We start from the raw sequence: 18,902 nt of genomic DNA on the forward strand, positions 1-18,902 counted from the left end.
CCGTGTGTACACAGGCTAAGCCTCTTGTTTTTGCTGCGAATCAAGTAAGTTGTATTTTTTCAAATATCCTCTTAGCTGATGATACGTTAAACCAAGCAATTGTGCAGTTTTCTTTTGATTAAATTGGCTAAATTCCAGCGCTTGGCGCAACAGTTCTGTTTCGTAGTCGCTGGAGAGTTGTTTTAAATCGCACGGGAAGTCCATTCGTTGGTTGTTTTTCGCCGGCTCTGCGGGTGCCACTTGAGGCTGCTCTGAGTCACTGAGTAGTGGCTGATCATTGACGGCCATCGCAGGTTTGCGAGTGCTCAATGCCTTAGGCCGATAGGGGCTGGCAAAGGGGTCTAAATTAATCGTATGCACAGCGAGGCTTTCATTGCCATGACGATACAAGCTGCGCTCTATCACATTTTTCAGCTCACGGACATTCCCCGGCCAGTCATAGTCCAGCAGAGCTGCCTTGGCTCGGGTAGTGAAACCACTGAATAACTCCCACCCTAGGTTACGTGCCATGTTAATGGCGAAATGCTCGGCTAGCAGCAAAATATCTTCTTGGCGCTCACGCAGCGGAGGGAGCGTAATTACGTCAAAGGCGAGGCGGTCCAGCAAGTCGTGTCGAAACTCGCCGGCATCGGCAAGGCTGGGTAAGTCTTCATTGGTGGCGCAAATCAGTCGTGTATCAACTTTTATTGGCGCCCGACCCCCAACGCGCTCAAACTCGCCATATTCAATTACCCGAAGCAGTTTTTCTTGGACCGCTGCGGGGGTATTTGCGAGTTCGTCTAAAAATAACGTGCCGCCGTTGGCGCGCTCAAAACGTCCTTCATGACGTTTACTGGCGCCAGTAAAAGCGCCACTTTCGTGACCGAATAGCTCACTTTCAAGCAAGTTCTCATTGAGTGCAGCGCAGTTAAGACTGACATAGGTTTGATCCCAACGCCCAGATAGATAGTGTAACCGTGCAGCGATAAGCTCTTTACCGGTACCGCGCTCACCAATGACTAGCACCGGCTTATCAAGGGGGGCCAATTGGGAGACCTGATCGAGCACCTCTAAAAAGCTATCGGATTGGCCCAGTAAATCGTCTTTTTTGCGGAACTGACTCATTTACACTAACTCTTAGTTATTTTTGCTAAAGCTTAGTGTATTTCATTATTTAAAGATAAGAAAGTGATTTGGCGAATATAAAGTAACTTAATGAATAAATTAAGTTTTTTGTGTAGTTTTAAAGTTGGCAAGCAACTTGATAATACGTAGAGTAGTCAACAAAGACTTCAACATCCGAGGTAAAGATTATGGGAATTTTTTCACGTTTTGCAGATATCGTAAACTCGAATATCAATGCTATTTTAGATAAAGCAGAAGACCCAGAAAAGATGGTGCGTTTAATCATCCAAGAGATGGAAGACACACTTGTGGAGGTGCGCTCGACATCGGCGAAAACACTCGCAGAGAAAAAAGAGCTCAGCCGCCGTTTAGAAACATTGAACAAGCAAACCGAGCAGTGGCAAGAGAAGGCTGAGCTAGCCTTATCTAAAGACCGCGACGATTTAGCACGCGCTGCACTACTAGAAAAGAGCAAGTGTACCGAAGCGAAAGAGTCACTTGAGCGTGAGCTTGAACATGTAGACGAGCACATCAACAAGTTGCAACAAGAGATCAGCACCTTACAAGAGAAGCTCAGCGACGCTAAAGCGCGCCAAAAAGCCATTGTTCTTCGTCAGCGTTCAGTGCAATCACGTCTAGATGTGAAAAAGACACTTGATGGTGACAAGGTGCAAGATGCGCTGGATAAGTTCGAGCGTTACGAGACAAAAATTGATGGCCTTGAGGCTCAGGTAGAATCCTATGAGTTAGGTCAGAAATCGCTGTCTGATGAAATCGAGCAGCTAGAAAAGGACGAGAAAATTGACGATGAACTCTCAGCCTTGAAAGCAAAAATGGGCAAAACCGATAAAGCAGAATAATAATGTATAAGGTGAAGGGTCGTACGCGGCCCTAGCCACACGATGGCGCACCATAACAACAAGGCAGGAGAGGATTATGTTTGATTTTGATATGTTATTACCACCGATTGTCATATTTTTGATTTTTGTGGCGCCGTTATGGTTGATATTACATTACCGCAGTAAAAAACAGGTAAGCCAAGGATTAAGTGAACACGAGCACCGTCAACTGGTTGAGCTGGCTAATAAAGCAGAGAAAATGGCAGAGCGCATCAATACCTTAGAGACCTTGCTCGACCAGGAATCCCCGCAGTGGAGGAGTAAGGTATGAGTGGCAAACGCGAATTATATCGCAACCCCGAACGCGGCAAGCTAGGCGGCGTATGTGCAGGGGTCAGCGACTACTTTAATTTTGAGTTGTGGTTAGTACGCATTATTTTCATCTCCGCCGTGTTGTTGGCCGGGGGACCCTTATTTATCGTCGCCTACATTGCTGCTTGGCTGATATTAGAGAAAAAGCCAGCCGCAGAGCAAACAGCGCCCAGTAGTAAGAGCGCCCATGTCGGTGAGGTGAAAGCCAAAGTGTGGCAAAAGGGTGAGCCTCCACGTAAGGCTCTTAAAGAATTGAAGGAGTATTTAGGTGAGTTAGACAACCGTATTCAGCATATGGAGACTCATGTAACTTCGCCGACCTTCACGGTAGACAGAGAAATTAATAAGCTATAAAGCCCTCAGGCGCATTGCAACCAGCTAGTCATTATTAGCTGGTTGCCTGCGTTTGTATGCAAGGGTATTTAAACAAGGAGTTAATTTGTCGTACTCACGCCTTGATAAGCTCAAAGACAGAGCCAAAAAGACTTTAAAGCGTACCTTAGATAGCCATATCACCCTGGCGGTTACAGGATTGTCAGGCAGTGGAAAAACAGCCTTTATCACAGCTTTAGTGCACCAGCTATCAGAGCAAGCGAGCGAACAAAACATGCCTTTTTTTCGTGTTGTTCGTGAGGGGCGCCACATAGCCACGCAACCGGTGCCACAAAAAGCGCTGAATATCCCGACTTTTGCGTATCGTCAAGCGATGGCGGCGTTGAATCAGCAACCGCCGGCCTGGCCAGAGTCAACGCAACGAATTAATACTTTGCGCCTCGCCATGCGCTACCGTCCCAAGCAGGGGTTACGGGCACAATTTGGTGATAGCGCCACACTAACCATTGATCTTATTGATTACCCAGGTGAGTGGCTAATGGATTTACCCATGTTGAACATGGATTATCCCACTTGGTGTGAACGTCAGTTAACGATGCTCAACAAGGCCGCGAGAGCAGAGCATGCACAGGACTTTATGACTGCACTGCATGAGTTTGACGCCAATGCAGAGGTCGATGAAGTACGCTTAAAAGAGCTCAGTGAGTTATACAAACAAGCCTTAGTGAATATTAAGGCTCATGCCCACGCCGCTAACTTGCAACCGGGGCGGATGTTGATCCCCGGGGAGTTAGAGGGGGCGCCGCTTTTATCTTTTTTCCCTTGCCATGCGCCACAGCAGGGTGAGCAGCATACTCAATATCATCAGCTTGAGGCACGCTTTGAAGCCTATAAAGCACAAGTCGTTAAGCCTTTTTATAAAGACTATTTTTGCCATTTTGACCGTCAAGTGGTGCTTGTGGACTTATTGCGAGCGCTAAAGCTGGGTCCGGACATATTCGATGAGCAAGCCGAGGCAATCACCGAGTTGCTGTCTTTTTTTGATTACGGTAAGAGCAATGTGCTGCGCCGACTGTTCAGTCCCAACATTGATAAGCTGCTGTTTATCGCCAATAAAGCAGACCAAGTTGGAGCTAATTACCATCAAGACTTGGCGCTACTGTTGCACGATATTGTTAAAGAAAAAGCCAATAGCTTGACCTTTTCTGGGGTTGAAGTGGACACCATGGCGATGGCCGCTGTGTGTGCAACACAGGGCAAGCAAGTGGTGGAAAAAGGGCAAAGTTTGCATTGCGTCTATGGTAAACCGCTGCATGAGTCGCAGTGGCTCACCTATTTGCCACCGCAGCCACCGCGACACCGTTTGACTGCACAGCAATGGCCACAGCAGGGGTTTGACTATATCGATTTTGCTCCTTGGCCGCACAGCGACGGACGCTTGCGACATATGCGTATGGATCATGCGCTGGAATTTTTATTGGGGGATAAGCTGACATGAGTGAGCCAGTTAATTTAGCCGGAGCGCGGCGTTTTGAGGGCCAGTCGCAGCAGCAATCTGCATCTCAGTTGGAGCCCGCTAAAGTGGTTGCTCGTAATGACGCGCCGCAAGAGGAGGATGATTTCGACTTGGCCCAGGGAAGCGAGCTGGAATCAACACTGGATAAGGAATTGGGGCGCCAGCGTGGTCAACGCTCGCTATTGAAAAGGTTGTTTGCTTGGCTGTTGTTAACCCTCATTATAGTTGAAACCGTGCTGAGTATTGTTGCGAGCTTTCAAGCCTCTGTATGGCTTGGCGCGTTATATAGCAGTGTTATCGGGCTAGCAGTGTTGTTAATTGGCCGATTGCTATGGCGTGAGCTGGTCAATTTGAAGCGCCTCAAAGTTAATCGCCATCATCAACAACAAGCTCAACGGTTGTTGGCGAGTGAACAAATCGGCCAAGCGCTGCCTTGGCTAGAGAGCGTTAACCGTATTCAAAACCATACGGACTTTGCACAATTTAAAGGGCAAATTGCCGAGCACCTAAGTGACCGCGAAGTGATGGAGTTGTATCGCGACACCTTGCTGGTGCGCCAAGATGAACAGGCTAAGCAGATTATCAATCGCTACGCCGTTGAATCAGCGGTGCTAGTCAGTGTCAGCCCATTAGCAGTGGTGGATATGCTTGCGGTGTTGTGGCGCGGACTGAAACTGGTTGATACCCTTGCTGATAATTATGGCTTGGCACTGGGCTACATGAGTCGTGTTCGGCTTTACCGCAGTTTGGTTAAGCAAATGCTCTTTGTCGGTTCGACCGAGTTGCTTGCCGATCTCGCCGCCACGGCGTTTGGCACTAAGTTATTGAGTGTCTTATCAACTCGTGCTGCCCAAGGCCTCAGCGCCGGGGTGTTGACTGCACGCATTGGCTATAAGGCGATGGAGCTGTGTCGGCCATTACCGAAGCTGGAGGCCAAGCCATCTTTATTGCGAGCGACAGCAAAACGCTTAGCTGCCCGATTGACGCGCTTAGATAAGCGTGAAAGCGAGCCGACGACCGAGAACGTCAACAAAGATTGACGAAAACACCGAGATGATACAGCAAGCTAGCCATCCAAGCGGCTAGCTTGCTTGTTTTATAGCCAGAACTGCCACTATGTTAGAAAGAAAAACGGTGGCATTATGAAAAATATTCAACCTTCAGACAAAACGCAATGTATCCATCCCCAGGGCGAGCGTCGCGATCCCCATCGCGCTTTAGCGGCCCCCTTATACCAAACCTCAACCTTTGTGTTTGACGACGCAGCGCAAGGTGCAGCCCGCTTTGCCGGCGAAGAGGCCGGGTATATTTATTCGCGTCTCGGCAACCCCACAGTGCGTGAGCTAGAGCAGAAGCTGGCAGCGCTTGAGCAGACCGAAGATGCGGCGGCCTGCGCCACTGGTATGGGGGCGGTTTCAGCAGCGGTCATGAGCTTTCTTAGCGCAGGCGATCACCTGATAGCATCAACAACAGTCTATGGCTGCACTTATGCACTGTTTAGCCACTTACTTACTCGCTTTGGCGTCGAAGTCACTTTTGTTGATTGCAACGATATACAGGCTGTTAAGCAAGCGTTGCGCCCGAATACTAAAATGTTATTTGTAGAGACACCTGCTAATCCAAACATTGATGTTTACGACTTACAGCAGTTGTGCGATGTAGCAAAAAGTCACCAGTTGATCAGCGTTGTTGATAACACCTTTTTGACGCCTATTTTGCAAAAACCCGCGCACTTTGGTGCAGATTTGATCGTGCACAGTGCGACGAAGTACCTCAATGGTCATGGTGATGTCGTCGCGGGTCTGGTGTGTGGCAGTAATGAGCATATTCAGTGTATTAAGTCGACGGTACTCAAAGATATTGGTGCCACCATGAGTCCATTTGATGCTTGGTTAATATTACGAGGCATGAAAACCTTAGCGGTGCGCATGCAGGCCCATTGTCAAAGTGCTCATCAGGTGGCGGAATTTCTACATCAGCATCAAAGCGTTGAACGCGTTTATTTTCCGGGGCTCAAAAACGATCCAGGACATCGGCTTATGGGCTCGCAAATGCAAGATGCCGGCGGCGTGATTGCTTTTGAACTTAAAGCGTCTTTAGCACAAACAGAGCAGTTTATTAATAGCTTGCAGTTGTGCACATTGGCGGTCAGTTTAGGTGATACGGAAACCCTTATTCAGCACCCGGCTTCAATGACTCACTCTACTTATGAACCGGAACAGCGTCGTGCCGCAGGAATTAGCGATGGCTTGGTCCGCATTTCAATAGGTTTAGAAGATGTTAATGAGATTATTGCAGATCTAAGCCAAGGGTTAGCAAAGCTTTAATAACTTTAGTAATAAATACTTTACACCCTTTTGCTTTGTAGCTCACTAAAAGCAGGGGTGTAATTTTTAAGGTGTATGAGTGTATCTTTAAGTTTACGTTTTAGGCGGTTTGCGCAGAACGTATAACAGCACCAAGTATTACAAACAGATGTACTTTTCCTTAGTATCTGGTTAACACACACAGAGTCATTTGCGTCGTGCGTTTGCAGTGCAAACAAAAGCAAATGGGACAAGGTAAGGTAGTTATGGCTAAATCAAGTAAATACGTTTCTCGAACGCCGGATGAGAATGGCGTTATTCATTGGAGCGATGAAGAAAACCAAACCTGGGCCGAGTTGGTCGAGCGCCAGTTGGCGTGCATTGAAGGGCGCGCTTGCGATGAGTATATCGAAGGCCTGAAAAAAATTAACTTGCCCACCGACCGTATTCCGCAGCTTAGTGAGCTGAATGAAGTACTCGAGCGCGAAACGGGTTGGCAGGTAGCGCCTGTCCCTGCGTTGATTGATTTTGATGAGTTTTTTCGTTTATTAGCGAACAAACAATTTCCTGTCGCCACGTTTATCCGCACTCGTGAGGAATTCGACTACTTACAAGAGCCGGATATTTTCCACGAGATCTTTGGCCATTGCGCTATGCTCACTAACCCGGACTTCGCTGAATTTACCCACAAGTACGGTCAGCTAGGCTATGCAGCAGACAAAAAAGACCGTGTCTACTTAGCGCGTTTATACTGGTTTACCGTTGAGTTTGGTTTGATGCAAACTAAAGACGGTCTTCGTATTTATGGCGGTGGTATTTTATCAAGTCCAGGCGAGACCAATTACGTGTACACCGATGAGCCCGAAATCAACCCAATAAATGTGTTGGATGTGCTGCGTACCCCTTATCGCATTGATATCATGCAGCCCGTGTACTACACCATTAACTCTATCCATGATTTATTTGAAATCTCGCAAATGGATTTAATGTCGATGGTAGCCAAGGCCAAAGAGCTTGGTTTGTTTGAACCTAAGTTTCCCCCTAAAGAGAAAAAAGCAAGTTAAGGAATTAGCAATGTCTGAATTAAGCGCACAAAAATGTGAAGCGTGTCGTGCCGATGCGCCCAAAGTATCAGATGAAGAGTTGGCCGAGTTAATTAAAGATATCCCAGATTGGGTGCCTGAAGTTCGTGACGGGATCATGCAATTAGAGCGCGTTTTTAAGTTTAAAAACTTTAAACAAGCGTTAGCCTTTACCAATGCGGTAGGTGATATGGCAGAAGAAGAAGGGCATCACCCAGGTCTTTTAACCGAGTGGGGTAAAGTAACAGTGACTTGGTGGTCTCACTCAATTAAAGGCTTGCATAAGAACGACTTTATCTGCGCGGCTAAAACCGACAAAGTGTTCGCATCGCTTTAAGCAATTGAGCTTTGCTTAAAAGGTCACCACACAAGGTGGCCTTTTTTATTGGCGGCTTCATTGTTGAGCACAACTTGCTATAATGCAGCGCTTGTCAGAACAAAAAATGAAATAACTATGAGTGCTGCTGATCTTCAATACATCAAGCAATCTATTGCCACAGTGCCGGATTACCCTAAGCCAGGCATCCAATTTCGCGATGTGACCACCTTGCTGGCCGATCCAAAGGCCTTAAAACTGACCATTGATAGCATGGTGAGCAAGTATAAAGACCAAGGCTTTACCAAAATCATTGGCACAGAGTCTCGCGGCTTTATCTTTGGTGCCCCTTTGGCTTATGTACTGGGCATTCCTTTTATTCCTGTGCGTAAGCCGGGCAAGCTGCCGCGTGAGGTCATTGCACAAAGCTACCAGTTAGAATATGGTGAAGATATTCTTGAATTGCACAAAGATGCCATCGAACCCGGCGACAAAGTACTGCTCGTTGACGACTTACTCGCTACGGGCGGCACCATAGAAGCGACCGCCAAGCTGGTGGCCAAATTAGGCGGCCACGCCAGCGACGCAGCATTTGTGGTTTCTCTACCCGCTCTAGGTGGTGAACAGCGAGTGCGTGAGCAAGGTATCGATGTGTTCAAATTAGTTGAATTTGAAGGCGATTAAACATGAGCTATCAGGTTCTTGCCCGTAAGTGGCGACCGCAAACCTTTCATCAACTCGTGGGTCAAGACCATGTCAAACAAGCATTGGTTAATGCCTTAAACGAGCAGCGTTTGCACCACGCTTACTTGTTCACCGGCACTCGCGGTGTGGGCAAGACCACTATAGCCCGTATTTTTGCCAAAAGCCTGAACTGTGAGCAGGGTATCTCGGCACAGCCATGTGGTCAGTGTAGTACTTGTCTAGATATTGAAGCCGGTAAATACATTGACCTTATTGAGATCGATGCGGCATCGCGGACCAAGGTTGAAGACACCCGAGAGATTCTAGATAACGTGCAATATGCCCCGACTCGCGGGCAGTTCAAGGTTTACCTCATTGATGAAGTGCACATGCTTTCCAAGCACAGCTTTAATGCGCTGTTAAAAACATTGGAAGAGCCACCTGAGCACGTTAAGTTTCTGCTAGCGACTACCGATCCGCAAAAATTGCCTGTAACCATTTTATCTCGTTGTTTACAGTTCAATTTAAGTGCGCTGTCGGTGCAACAGATCAGTACTCAGTTAGCGCATGTGCTCAGCCAAGAGCAACTCGATTTTGAACAGCCAGCCTTAGCGGTGTTGGCTAAGGCTGCCGATGGCAGTATGCGAGATGCACTGAGTTTAACCGATCAGGCTATTGCGCAAACCAATGGGCAGTTGCACGAGGGGCCGATTAAAGACATGCTCGGGCTGATGGATGTGCGCTATGCCCAGCAATTGCTCAGTGCGGTATTGCTCGGCGATGGCGATGAGCTGATCCAGCAAATTCGCAATTTAGCACAACACAACCCGAATTATATTGCCGTACTTGATGACCTTTTGAATCTTACACACAGTGTGCAATTGACTCAGCTGGTGCCCAGTGCAGCGCTACTAAACGACCGTGACAGTGATTATATTACTGAGGTAGCAAACACTGCTGATACGCAACATATCCACTTGATTTATCAATTGTTGTTAGCGGGTAAGCGGGATCTACAGTGGGCCAGCTCTGCGCAAGTGGGCTTTGAGATGTTAATGCTACGCCTGCTCGCTTTTGAACCACAGTATGGCACTTCGACCACATCGACGGCTCAACAGACGCCGCCTCGTGGTGATAATGAAGAAAAAACGGCAAACCTGCGGGCAATGCTAGCACGTAACAAGGCTGGGTTAGAAAATACTGCTCAGCCTCAGCCTCAGGAGCCACGTGTGGCGGCGCAGCAAAGTGCTTCTGCCTCTGAACCGCAAGGCGCAGAACCCGCCATGGGCACTGAACCTGCGCCAGCGCAATCCGTTGCAAATAGTGGCGATAGTCAGGGGGCAAACGCAGCAAATGCCCAATATGAAGCTGACTCTCAAGATGATCAGCATCATGAAGCGATGGCCGCGCAGCAGTTTGAACAAGTGATGCAGCAGGCGCATGAACAAGGTTATCAACTCCACGCAGAGAATGCACAAACAGCAATGACCATTGAGCAGGGCGCAGAAGTAGCCGCCAATGCAAGTGCTGAGCAAGGCTCCGTCCCCGCTTCACCAGCGCAGCAGTTAGACCAATTGCAAGATGAGGCGCAGTCTGCCATTGCGCGTATCTTAAAAAACCGCAAATTGGGAACAGCGAGCAGGCCCGTGCAAGAGGATGATAGTGCAAAAAAGGCCGAGGCCCGAACTAAACGGGCCACCGCCGTAAGCACTGCGAGCCAAGAAACGGCTAATGCCGTTCCACCCGAAAAAACCAAAGCGCAGCGGCAACAATCGCCAGCGCAGCGGTTAATGGATAAACACCAGCCTGATCCGCAAAAATTGGCCCCTGAGCTGGTGGAGCAACTAGAAGCGCCGGCTACACCGCGCAAAGAGTCGCAGCAAGAGCAAGCGGCTATCGCCGCACCTGAAGGCTTTGAAAGCAGTGTAAGTGATATCAAATTTGCGCACCAACAGGATGACTGGGCACATATTATTGAATCTATGGGTCTCGGTGGGCGTATTAGGCAGTTTGCCTTGCATAGTCGCTATCAAAAACAAGGCACAGAGCTGACGTTGCATGTAGAACAAAGCCAGCGTCATCTAGATAGCAGCGCGTTACGTGAGCGCCTACAACAAGGGTTAGCTGAGCACTTTAAAGAACCATTGAACGTGCAGATTGAATTTGTCGATGAATTGCAACAAACGCCGTTTTTAATTCAGCAAAGTATTGATGGCCAGCGCTATCAACAGGCGGTTGCTGCAGTGAAAGCAGATGAACACGTGCAGCAGCTGATGACGCAATTTTCAGCAATCTTGGACGAAAACTCGGTTCAAGCATTGTAATTTAAGGCTGTTGGCCTTATCTTTGCCAGCAGAGCGATTTTTAACGAGAGAGAGCACTATGTTTAAAGGCGGAATGGGCAATATGATGAAGCAGGCGCAGCAAATGCAAGAGCGCATGCAAAAGGCCCAAGAAGAAATTGCCAATTTAGAAGTGACCGGTGAAGCCGGTGCGGGCTTAGTTAAAGTGACCATGTTAGGTAGCCACAATGTACGCCGCGTGGAAATCGATGAAAGCCTAATGGAAGATGACAAAGACATGATTGAAGACTTGCTTGCAGCCGCGTGCAATGACGCTGTACGTCGCGTAGCAGACGAAAGTCAAAAACGTATGTCTGAAGTAACCGGTGGGATGAACTTACCCCCAGGCATGAAAATGCCGTTCTAAATCTGCATCAAGATTTATGTGTTTAGCCCCGCTTTATAGCGGGGTTTTTTATTTCTTAAAGATAGCAAACACAGAGGCTCTTGAGGACGGCTACACTCAACTACAAAGGAAGAGGGAGCCGCTGTCATGAATGATATATTGGTGGTCGAAGATCAGGAGTTTGATTTTCGTATTATTAAAGCCATATTGGAAGAAAAGCACCACTCACTGACTCACGCTACATCTGCTGAGCACGCGTTGGTTGAAATTCATCGCCATTTACCGGCACTTATTCTGATGGACATAGAAATGCCCGGTATGAATAGGTTGGAGCTCTGCCGGCAGCTTAAGCAGGATGAGTACAGCGCCCAAGTGCCTATCATTTTTATTAGCTCATACTCTGATCGCCAACATATTGATGATGCCTTTGCCGCCGGTGGCGTCGACTACATTGTTAAGCCTTTTAATAAAACGGAAGTACAACAACGGGTCAGTACCTACCTTATGCTGATAGAGGCAACGCATCGACAACAACAGATAAGCACGCTCAAAGATATTCTTTTGATGACCTCAGGGCTGGCACATGAACTCAATACGCCGCTCGGAAATTGTCTAACAGCGAGTGGGTCGCTAGAGATGCAGAGTCAAACACTGCATCAAGCACTGAATAAAAAATCCCTAACCGCCAAAGCGTTAGATTCTGGCTTGCAGAAAATCGACCATGCCAACACCTTGCTGATGCGCAATTTGCTGAAAACCAGTGAAATGGTGGGTGAGTTTCAAACTATGTTTAATGACTACAGCACCCCAGACGGTGAAGCGATTAATATTCATGATATGGCATTAATGTTATTCGAGCCCTTCACTTACCAAAGTTACCCCTTCCGGCTTTCGTTTGATGTGCAAGGACAGCTGCATATGGATCACGGCAGCAATACCATACAGCGGGTCCTGTTGGAGTTGATGGCTAATAGCTGCAAACATGCTCAGTTAGAGCCGGGTGACAATTTAGAAGTTGTGCTCAAGCTAGAGCAAAGGGGTCAATATGCGCAACTTATCTATGAAGATAACGCAGCGGAATTATCAGCCGAGCAAGCGGCGCAAATATTGTCACCCTTTTACACCACAGCACGAGCTAATGGAGCATTAGGGCTTGGGGGAACCCGTATTGCCCAAGGCATTACCCTGCTGCTTAATGGCTCTATTGAAGTACAGGCGCTGCGCCCGCGTGGTGTGCGTTTTAGTATACAAGTGCCGCTACAGAACCAATCTGGTTCACCTAATCGCTTGCAAGCAGGAGCGCGCTACTAAAAGCCCTTGAGCCTAAGTGCTGAAGCGCTTTATACTGGGGTTTTAGCGCTAAGGTCAATGTCTGCCTTGTGCTCTTGCCAACGCTTGTGGCTAGGCCACCGGTGTATTCATGACCTCTGTGGTACTTGGGATCCGTTATGCAATTATCTCCAAAATTAACGCAACTTGTTGACGCTTTACGCTGCCTACCAGGCATTGGCCCGAAATCAGCGCAGCGCATCGCTTTTCATTTATTAGAGCGAGACCGAGAAGGGGGGGCGCAATTAGGGCAAGCCTTAAACCAAGCGATGCAAGACATTGGTCACTGCCAAAGCTGTCGCACCTTTACTGAGCAAGACATCTGCGAGTTATGTAGTAATGTAAAGCGCCAAGATTCGGGCTTGTTATGTATTGTGGAATCACCCAGTGACGTCTTGGCGGTTGAACAAACAGGGCACTATCAAGGCTTATACTTCGTATTAATGGGTCATCTTTCGCCACTCGATGGTATTGGCCCGAATGAAATTGGCCTAGACGTGTTAGAGCAAAAGCTTGCCCAGGGCAGCATCAATGAAGTGATATTAGCGACCAACCCGACAGTTGAAGGCGAAACCACGGCTCATTATATTGCCCAGTTGTGTAAACAGTACAATGTCGGTGCGTCGCGCATCGCCCATGGCGTGCCCGTTGGAGGCGAGCTTGACTTAGTCGATGGTATGACATTATCCCATGCCTTCAACGGTCGTAAACAAGTGCAATATGAAAGCTGACTTTTAGAGAAGTCTGTTTACTTACAAAAAAGCGCCGTTAGGCGTTTTTTTTATGCGTACACTCTTGAATCCGAGTTGCAATACCCCATATACAGAGCATATCTGCTTCCCAGACATGCTGGGATTGTTTGCTAACGGAGAGAGAAATGACAGCAACATCAGAAAAAGAAACGCTCGGCTTTCAAACCGAAGTAAAGCAACTGCTTAACTTAATGATCCACTCTTTGTATTCCAACAAAGAGATTTTCCTACGTGAGTTGGTTTCTAATGCGTCAGATGCGGCAGACAAGCTGCGTTTCTTGGCGTTAGAAAATGACAGTTTGTATGAAGGCGATGCCGACTTAAAAGTGCGTATTAGCGCCGATAAAGATAAAAAAACGGTCACCATCAGCGATAACGGCATAGGCATGAACCGCGATGAAGTGGTGAGTGCATTGGGCACGATTGCCAAATCGGGTACTGCTGAGTTTTTCCAAAACCTTACCGGAGATAAAGCTAAAGACTCGCAACTTATTGGTCAATTCGGTGTGGGTTTTTACTCGGCCTTTATTGTTGCCGACGAAGTGACTGTGCGCACGCGTAAGGCCGGCGAAAGCCAGGCTGTTGAATGGCAGTCAAAAGGCGAGGGTGAGTACACACTAGCGAATATTGACAAGCCGAGTCGAGGCACTGAGATTATTTTACATCTGCGCGATGATGAAACAGAGTTCCTTGATGACTTCCGCCTACGCGGTATCGTGACTAAATACTCAGACCATATTTCGATTCCAGTGGAAATGTATCGCGAGCCAGTGCCGGAATCTGAAGGCCCTGACGGTGAGAAAATTGAAGCCAAGCCCGGTGAGTGGGAAGCTATTAACAAAGCCGAAGCCTTATGGACACGTGATAAATCTGAAATCAGTGATGAAGAATATCAAGAATTCTACAAGCATGTAGGCCACGATTGGGAAGAACCACTGACATGGGCGCACAATAAAGTAGAAGGTAAAACTGAATACACTAGCCTGCTTTACATTCCTAAGCGTGCACCGTTTGATTTGTATAATCGCGACCGCCAAAACGGCTTAAAACTGTATGTGCAACGCGTCTTTATCATGGATGACGCAGAGCAGTTTATGCCTGGCTACTTACGCTTTGTAAAAGGTTTGCTTGATTCCAATGATTTACCATTGAACGTGTCTCGTGAAATTTTACAAGACAACAAAGTGACCCAGGCGATCCGCAAAGGCTGTACCTCGCGGGTATTAAAAATGCTTGACCGCATGGGCAAAAACAAGCCTGAGCAGTACCAGACTTTCTGGAATGAGTTTGGTGGGGTGATCAAAGAAGGCCCAGCTGAAGATATGGCTAACAAAGAAGCCATTGCCAAGCTGCTGCGCTTTGCTTCAACGCACAGCGATGAAGCAACTCAGAATGTATCACTAGAGCAATACATTGAGCGCATGGATGAAGGCCAAGACAAGATTTACTACGTTGTGGCTGATAGCTTTGAAGCGGCGAAAAACTCACCGCATTTGGAGATTTTCCGTAAAAAAGGCATCGAAGTCTTACTGCTGAGCGATCGTGTTGACGAGTGGATGATGAGCCACCTTACTGAGTTCCAGGAAAAGCAGTTCCAGTCGATTACTCGTGGCGATCTTGACTTAGGTGACTTGGACGACGAAGAAAGTAAAAAAGCGCAAGAAGAGTCGGAGAAGGAAGTAGCAGGACTTTTAGAGCGCATCAAAGAGGTGCTTAGCGATAAAGTTAAAGAAGTACGCTTTACACACCGCTTAACTGACTCGCCAGCCTGTGTTGTTGCCGATGAGAACGACATGAGCTCGCAAATGATCAAGTTGATGGAATCAGTTGGGCAGCAAGCGCCGGAAACCAAGCCGGTGTTCGAGCTTAACCCTGAGCACCAACTTGTGAAACATTTAAATGATGAGCAAGACGAAGATAAGTTCAAGCAGTGGTCAGAAGTATTGCTTGACCAAGCACTATTGGCTGAGCGCGGCAGCTTGAAAGACCCAGCTGGCTTTGTTAGTCGACTGAATAAACTCATGCTTGATTTAAATAAGTAAACAGTTCCCAACCGAAAGGCCCGAGCAATAGCTCGGGTTTTTTTATTGATAAATTCATAAAAAACGGAAGGTTAGGGGTTTTCAAGCGAGTTAAAAGAACATAGAATAACGTCGTGTTTTGGGGCTATAGCTCAGCTGGGAGAGCGCTTGCATGGCATGCAAGAGGTCGGCGGTTCGATCCCGCCTAGCTCCACCAATCACTTCTTTTCCTTACCAGTACATTGATTCCCTTTATTTTAAGTTACGAATATCTGACCTTACAGTTTAGATGAGCAGGTTTAGGCTTCATCTGACTGGCAGCTATGAGCGAAAAATAGACGTTCTCTAGCTAGCCTTGGCAGTGCCATCCTAATGCCAGCAAGAATGTTGCTCCAGCCAATACGTTTCTTTCAAAGCTTGCCATCTACAAAGACTTCATAACAATCAGTTTGGTTTGCTTTAAACAACTCCAACTTATGCGTTATAGCTTCACCACTACAGAAATCTGTAATTTCAATCACCCTACGTAGCGCGGGAATACGCTGAACTGCAGTATAACTCTGTTCGCATTGTGCCGAGGCGACATTTACTTTATTGTATGATTTAAGGTGATTTTCTAAGTCTTATTAGTGTACCTATATATACTCAGCCTCCGACCTTACAAGGAAGTGTATCGTGCAAGCTCTCGCTAATAAGTTGTTATAAAGCACAAGGAACGTATGAGTTTATCCATCGGTTGTTCTCCAAATGAACAAGTAGAGATCACTGTAGAAAAGTATCAACACTCTCCCAGTGGCGAGTCTTTTGATGATAACTGGCTTCTTTGCTCTGTTAGTGTTTCATTCGGAAGCTTTAGTGGTAAATTTTCTGCCAGTTTCCAAACCTATGATTTCGTTAAATTCTCTAAAGAAATACAAAAACTCTATTCTTGCTTAAAAGGTACAGCTACATTTGACAGCCTTGAGGGGCAACTTGAAATCAAATTAGTTGGGAATGGAAGAGGTGGAATAGAATTAGAGGGAAATTGCATGGACAGTGTTGGTGTTGGAAATGAGCTTAAATTCTCTAGTGGGTTTGATCAAACCTATCTCCAATCTATCATCGAAGACCTAGATGAAATTTTAAAGGGTTTTCCCGTACGTGCTTTATAACAAGCTAATTAATAAGGACAAAAAACAGTTGGCTGTTTTCGTTCCTCAACATTTTAGCCAACAATTTTTTGCCCATTATTAGGGCGTTAGTTTTAGGACTTACCCAAAAAAAGTAGACACCTTCTATAGTTAGAAAAGAGGTGTCTCATGACTAAAAAGAAAAGAACCCAGGCCTATACCGAAGAGTTTCGTCGCGAAGCGGTTCGAAGGGCGGAGCAACCCGGAAATACCAACAAATCCGTCGCCGAAGAGCTGGGGATCAGCGCCCAGCAAATTTATAACTGGCGTAGGCAATTCAACCGTCTTTCCGACAAGCAATTTAATACCGTTCAAGGCGTTGATTACTCGAAACATGAAAGTGAGGAACTGCGCCGTCTCAAGCGCGAGCTACACGACCTGAAAGAGGAAAATGAATTCTTAAAAAAGGCAGCCGCGTACTTTGCGAAAAGCCAGGAGTAAAGTACGCGCTGATTGCGCAGTATGTAGGCCAGTTCCGGATCACCTTGATGTGCAGAGCATTGAAAGTCTCACGCTCTGGCTTTTATCGTTACTTGAACCGAAAGCCGAGCAATAAAGCACAGAAACATGCTGAGTTGGCCCATCATGTGAAAGAGGCTTATGAGGTCTTTAAGGCACGCTACGGCGCGCCCAGACTAACCTATGAACTCAATGCCAGCGGTGTTCGATGTAGCCTCAATACGGTCGCTAAAATCATGCAAGAGCTGGCTCTCAAGGCAAGAAATGGCAAAGCGTTCCGTTACAGTCGCAGCAGCTATTCAAACTCGAATGTAGAAGGGAATGTGCTTGCCCAGCAGTTCATCACAGAGCGTGCCAACAGGAAATGGGTATCAGATATCACTTATATCCGTGTTCGCGGCCAGTGGCTTTACCTGGCCGCTGTGATGGACCTGTTCTCAAGGGCGATTGTCGGTTGGGCATTAGACACGTCGATGACGGTCAAGCTGATTTCAGATGCTTTCAACATGGCACTGGCCCGCAGGGAGGTTAAACCAGGTTTGATGCTTCACTCAGATAGAGGCGTGCAGTACCGTGCGGTGGCCTATCAGGATTTAGTGCGTTCATCAGGTGCGATAATCAGCATGAGCCGAAAGAGCAATTGCTGGGATAATGCGGTGATGGAATCCTTCTTCAGTCGTCTCAAAGTTGAGCTGGTTTATGCCGAGAAATTCCACTCGATACAACACGTTAAATCCTGTATGTTTGAATACATTGAAATATTTTATAACCGCAAACGACGTCACTCAGCGTTAGGCTATCTCAGCCCGCTGGAGTATGAACAACGGTTTGCGTAATAACCTGTCTACTTTTGATGGGGAAGACCATTTTCTATGAGTATGTTTCGAGTATTATTTTTTAATTTGATTTTTATATCAGTTGCGACAATGGCGAATGATAAGCCAGCGAACTTAACTGACGAGCAATGGAACAAGTATCTTGAGCATAAAGTCGCATGGGAAAGAATGCTCAAAGAACGTTACGAGAATGAATTAAAAAGTAACCCACCAGAACCACCATGGGTTAAATTTCCTGATTTCCACCCAACAGATATGTTTTGGCGAATGGGTAAAGGTGAAAATTACTTAGTTGATTATTTCGGTTTGTATTTTAAGTACGCTCCTAAAGCCGACTTGAAGGCTTATAAGCAAAAATATCCTGAGCATAAAGATTGGCTTGGGACTTATGAAAACTTCGAAAACTAACAAGAGACTATGGCGTCAATAGCTCTTTTTAAGCTTTTGGCGCTTCCCACATTACCCTAAACTGGTTTAAAAGAATAAAAATATGGAGTTATTATCCATACAAACTGTTTAAGAGTAATTCGCAATGCGTGGCATTTTTACTAGGTGTTGGTTTTAGTGTTTAAGTTGTTTGCAGCGAATTTTGTTGGTGTTGCTCACCCCTTAATGCGACGTTAGCCAGCCGAAGCTAGACTGAAAGAGATCTTTATGACCAAAACAGAGCTGAGCGCTAAGCTTGCAACAGGGTGGATTGAAGCGTGGATCAGAATGGATATCGAGTGGTTGAGGGACCACTTGACCCCCGACTTTGTCCACACCAGCCCATTTGGGCGGCTTGCAGGTCGTGAACATTATATTGAAACCGTAGAACCCATGGCCCGGAAGAGCGTGCAACGTCTCAAGATAGAAGAGGTTGTTGCCACTAATGATCAAGCCGCTATCTGGTTTGAAAACCTGACCCCACAAGGAGCTATTCCTTCTTGCGACTGGGTTCGCGTTGAGGATGGCAAGATCAAGGAAATCCAGTCTTTCTACGATAGTATGAAAGTGCGCCAAGTTCTCTCACCTAATGAACAGAGCAATCTTGGCGGTACTTAGTAGCAGCCATTGGCTGGCTAATAACTCATTTAAGCCGATTATGCTTTGCATA

20 protein-coding genes and 1 tRNA gene are annotated in these 18,902 nt (G+C 46.9%); 20 read left to right on the forward strand and 1 reads right to left on the reverse strand.

The features are described 5' to 3' along the window. Positions 1 to 15: 15 nt before the first annotated feature. The gene (gene pspF, locus FIU82_RS05390) at positions 16 to 1,104 is read right to left on the reverse strand and encodes a phage shock protein operon transcriptional activator (RefSeq protein ID WP_152440526.1); all 1,089 of its coding nucleotides are present in this window, start codon (positions 1,102 to 1,104) and stop codon (positions 16 to 18) included. Between the two features lie 188 nt (positions 1,105 to 1,292). Here pspF and pspA point away from each other — a divergent pair, with 188 nt between their 5' ends. The 20 genes from pspA (at position 1,293) to FIU82_RS05495 (ending at position 18,850) form a co-directional block, all read left to right on the forward strand. Next, positions 1,293 to 1,964: a phage shock protein PspA gene (pspA, locus tag FIU82_RS05395; RefSeq protein ID WP_022944392.1), complete on the forward strand. Its 672-nt coding sequence runs from the start codon at positions 1,293 to 1,295 to the stop codon at positions 1,962 to 1,964. A 76-nt stretch (positions 1,965 to 2,040) separates the two neighbouring features. Next, entirely contained in the window at positions 2,041 to 2,274 is a 234-nt protein-coding gene (gene pspB / locus FIU82_RS05400; RefSeq protein WP_022944393.1) for an envelope stress response membrane protein PspB, read from the forward strand. Beyond that, positions 2,271 to 2,669, forward strand: coding sequence for an envelope stress response membrane protein PspC (gene pspC / locus FIU82_RS05405; RefSeq protein WP_022944394.1), 399 nt, complete (start codon positions 2,271 to 2,273; stop codon positions 2,667 to 2,669). Before pspB ends, pspC begins: the two co-directional genes overlap by 4 nt. Positions 2,670 to 2,754: 85 nt before the next feature. Next, on the forward strand, positions 2,755 to 4,146 hold the full coding sequence (locus FIU82_RS05410; RefSeq protein ID WP_253946347.1) for a YcjX family protein: 1,392 nt from the start codon (positions 2,755 to 2,757) through the stop codon (positions 4,144 to 4,146). After that, complete coding sequence (locus FIU82_RS05415) at positions 4,143 to 5,204, forward strand: TIGR01620 family protein (protein WP_152440528.1); 1,062 nt, start codon at positions 4,143 to 4,145, stop codon at positions 5,202 to 5,204. The genes FIU82_RS05410 and FIU82_RS05415 overlap by 4 nt, the downstream gene beginning before the upstream one ends. Positions 5,205 to 5,306: 102 nt before the next feature. Then, on the forward strand, positions 5,307 to 6,491 hold the full coding sequence (gene megL / locus FIU82_RS05420) for a methionine gamma-lyase (protein ID WP_130145492.1): 1,185 nt from the start codon (positions 5,307 to 5,309) through the stop codon (positions 6,489 to 6,491). A gap of 245 nt (positions 6,492 to 6,736) precedes the next feature. After that, the gene (gene phhA / locus FIU82_RS05425; protein ID WP_026110982.1) at positions 6,737 to 7,534 is read left to right on the forward strand and encodes a phenylalanine 4-monooxygenase; all 798 of its coding nucleotides are present in this window, start codon (positions 6,737 to 6,739) and stop codon (positions 7,532 to 7,534) included. 10 nt (positions 7,535 to 7,544) lie between these two features. Continuing rightward, the gene (locus FIU82_RS05430; protein WP_022944020.1) at positions 7,545 to 7,889 is read left to right on the forward strand and encodes a 4a-hydroxytetrahydrobiopterin dehydratase; all 345 of its coding nucleotides are present in this window, start codon (positions 7,545 to 7,547) and stop codon (positions 7,887 to 7,889) included. Between the two features lie 117 nt (positions 7,890 to 8,006). Continuing rightward, complete coding sequence (gene apt, locus FIU82_RS05435; protein WP_045978110.1) at positions 8,007 to 8,552, forward strand: adenine phosphoribosyltransferase; 546 nt, start codon at positions 8,007 to 8,009, stop codon at positions 8,550 to 8,552. Positions 8,553 to 8,554: 2 nt separating this feature from the next. Continuing rightward, positions 8,555 to 10,876 carry a DNA polymerase III subunit gamma/tau gene (dnaX, locus tag FIU82_RS05440; protein ID WP_152440529.1) on the forward strand — a complete coding sequence of 774 codons (2,322 nt, stop codon included), beginning with the start codon at positions 8,555 to 8,557 and terminating at the stop codon, positions 10,874 to 10,876. 58 nt (positions 10,877 to 10,934) lie between these two features. Continuing rightward, positions 10,935 to 11,261 (forward strand): YbaB/EbfC family nucleoid-associated protein, encoded by a 327-nt coding sequence (locus FIU82_RS05445; RefSeq protein ID WP_022944023.1) that lies wholly within the window; start codon positions 10,935 to 10,937, stop codon positions 11,259 to 11,261. A 126-nt stretch (positions 11,262 to 11,387) separates the two neighbouring features. Further along, positions 11,388 to 12,551 (forward strand): hybrid sensor histidine kinase/response regulator, encoded by a 1,164-nt coding sequence (locus FIU82_RS05450; protein ID WP_152440530.1) that lies wholly within the window; start codon positions 11,388 to 11,390, stop codon positions 12,549 to 12,551. A 137-nt stretch (positions 12,552 to 12,688) separates the two neighbouring features. Next, positions 12,689 to 13,300 carry a recombination mediator RecR gene (gene recR / locus FIU82_RS05455; RefSeq protein ID WP_053911728.1) on the forward strand — a complete coding sequence of 204 codons (612 nt, stop codon included), beginning with the start codon at positions 12,689 to 12,691 and terminating at the stop codon, positions 13,298 to 13,300. Positions 13,301 to 13,446: 146 nt separating this feature from the next. Next, positions 13,447 to 15,363, forward strand: coding sequence for a molecular chaperone HtpG (gene htpG / locus FIU82_RS05460; RefSeq protein WP_138509132.1), 1,917 nt, complete (start codon positions 13,447 to 13,449; stop codon positions 15,361 to 15,363). Between the two features lie 120 nt (positions 15,364 to 15,483). Next, a tRNA-Ala gene (locus tag FIU82_RS05465) sits at positions 15,484 to 15,559 on the forward strand. A 502-nt stretch (positions 15,560 to 16,061) separates the two neighbouring features. Beyond that, positions 16,062 to 16,493, forward strand: a complete 432-nt coding sequence (locus FIU82_RS05470; protein WP_105254733.1) for a hypothetical protein — start codon at positions 16,062 to 16,064, stop codon at positions 16,491 to 16,493. 147 nt (positions 16,494 to 16,640) lie between these two features. After that, positions 16,641 to 16,952, forward strand: coding sequence for a transposase (locus FIU82_RS05475; RefSeq protein WP_216651825.1), 312 nt, complete (start codon positions 16,641 to 16,643; stop codon positions 16,950 to 16,952). A gap of 11 nt (positions 16,953 to 16,963) precedes the next feature. Continuing rightward, positions 16,964 to 17,806 carry an IS3 family transposase gene (locus FIU82_RS05480; RefSeq protein ID WP_253946357.1) on the forward strand — a complete coding sequence of 281 codons (843 nt, stop codon included), beginning with the start codon at positions 16,964 to 16,966 and terminating at the stop codon, positions 17,804 to 17,806. 36 nt (positions 17,807 to 17,842) lie between these two features. Next, the gene (locus tag FIU82_RS05485; RefSeq protein ID WP_045978105.1) at positions 17,843 to 18,214 is read left to right on the forward strand and encodes a hypothetical protein; all 372 of its coding nucleotides are present in this window, start codon (positions 17,843 to 17,845) and stop codon (positions 18,212 to 18,214) included. Between the two features lie 246 nt (positions 18,215 to 18,460). Next, positions 18,461 to 18,850 (forward strand): nuclear transport factor 2 family protein, encoded by a 390-nt coding sequence (locus tag FIU82_RS05495; RefSeq protein WP_152440532.1) that lies wholly within the window; start codon positions 18,461 to 18,463, stop codon positions 18,848 to 18,850. The last annotated feature ends 52 nt before the right edge of the window (positions 18,851 to 18,902 follow it).

This window comes from Pseudoalteromonas sp. THAF3 (genome assembly GCF_009363775.1).
Lineage (GTDB): Bacteria > Pseudomonadota > Gammaproteobacteria > Enterobacterales > Alteromonadaceae > Pseudoalteromonas > Pseudoalteromonas ruthenica.